3 protein-coding genes are annotated in these 1,620 nt (G+C 71.2%); all 3 read left to right on the top strand.

The annotated features are described in order from the left end of the window. The first annotated feature begins 3 nt into the window (after positions 1-3). Positions 4-174: a DUF503 domain-containing protein gene (locus FWJ67_RS11020; RefSeq protein WP_414482504.1), complete on the top strand. Its 171-nt coding sequence runs from the start codon at positions 4-6 to the stop codon at positions 172-174. A gap of 32 nt (positions 175-206) precedes the next feature. Further along, positions 207-569, top strand: coding sequence for a 30S ribosome-binding factor RbfA (rbfA, locus tag FWJ67_RS11025; protein WP_304171731.1), 363 nt, complete (start codon positions 207-209; stop codon positions 567-569). Continuing rightward, positions 566-1,620, top strand: a 1,055-nt coding sequence (locus tag FWJ67_RS11030; protein WP_414482503.1) for a DHH family phosphoesterase, incomplete at its 3' end; no start/stop codon positions are given. The genes rbfA and FWJ67_RS11030, both read left to right, overlap by 4 nt.

Here is a 1,620-nt window from a genome sequence, read left to right on the forward strand (position 1 = left end):
CCGGTGGCCGTCGCCGAGGTGGGCGACCAGGACCTGTGGAACCGGGCCACGGTGGGGGTCGCCTGCGTGAGCAACGAGGGCGCCCATGCCCACCAGGTGCTCGGGCAGGTGCTCCGCTTCGTCGAGTCCGTGGGCGAGGTGGAGATCGATGGGGTGGAGGTCCGGCTCGCCTGAAGGCGGCCGGGCTCCCCAGGGAGGTGGGGTTGGTGGCGAGCCCGCTCAGGGTGCGGCGCGTGGCCGAACAGGCCAAGAAGGAGCTCGGGGACATCCTGCGCACGCTAAAGGATCCCCGGATCGGATTTGTCACCGTCACCGACGTCGAGGTTTCCAACGATTTGAGCCATCTCAAGATCTTTGTCAGTGTCTACGGTGACCAGGAGGCCCGCCAGCAGTCGCTGGAAGGCCTCCAGGCGGCCAAAGGCCTTATCCGGAGCGAGTTGGGCCGCCGGATCCGCCTCCGGATGACCCCGGAGATCGAGTTCCGGCTCGATACCTCCCTCGATCGGGGCGCGCGCATCGACCAGCTTTTGGCGGAGATCCGCTCGGAAGGGCAGGCCAAGGAGCCATGAGCCTGGAGGCCGTAGCCCGGGTGCTGGAGGCCGCGGGCCCGACGCTGATCGTCTCCCACGAAGATCCCGATCCTGACAGCATCGGTTCCCTTTTGGCCGCCCGGTGGGCCCTCCGGCGGGTGAGGCCGGGGGTGCCCGTGGAGGCGGCCACCCCCGAGCCGGTGCCTTCCAGCTGCCAGTTCCTTCCTGGAGCTGACGAGATCCTCTCCCCTGACGAGGCTCAGGCCCGGGGGCCCTGGCAGACCCTGTGGGTGCTGGATTGCGAGCCCGGCCGGATCGGGCGCCTGCAGCCTCTGGTGGCGGCCGCGCAGCAGCTGGTCAATGTGGACCACCACGCGAGCAACACCCAGCCCTGGGGCCACCCCGCGGAGACCCGGTACATCGACCCCGAGGCGGCGGCCACCGGCCTGTTGGTCTACCGGCTGATCCGCCACTGGGGCTTGGCCTTGGACCGGGAGGCGGCCACCTTTATCTTCACCGCCCTTTCGGGCGACACGGGGTCCTTCCGCTACAGCAACACCACCGCTGAAGCCCTGGAGGCGGCTCGGCAGGCGGTGCTGGCGGGAGCTCGGCCCCAAGAGGTAGCCCACAACCTCTACGAGCGGCGCACCCTGGAGGAGCTCCAGCTTCTGGGCCGGGCCTTGAGCCTCCTCTCCCGCACGCAGGACGGCGCCATCGCCTGGATCGCCCTGCCCCACAGCCTGGTGGAGGGCCAGCCGGCGGAAGCCTTTGACGGCCTGGTCAACTACCCCCGGATGGTGGAAGGGGTGGAGGTGGCCCTCCTCTTCCGGGAGGTGGAGCCGGGGCGGGTCCGGGTGAGCCTCCGGTCCCAGGTGTGGGCTGACGTGAGCCAGATCGCGGCCCGCTTCGGGGGCGGCGGGCACCCGCGCGCGGCGGGGTGCACCGTCTCCCTCCCCCTGGCGCAGGCGGTGGAGCAGGTGGTGGGCGCCGTGGGCGAGCTTCTGGCCCAGGGCCCGTCCAGTGGGGATCCGGCGGCGGGCACCCTCGACGTGTGGGGGGACGGGGCGGCCCAGGGCCTGGAGAAGGGGGC

This window comes from Limnochorda sp. (genome assembly GCF_047459355.1).
In the GTDB taxonomy this organism is placed as follows: domain Bacteria; phylum Bacillota; class Limnochordia; order Limnochordales; family Limnochordaceae; genus Limnochorda.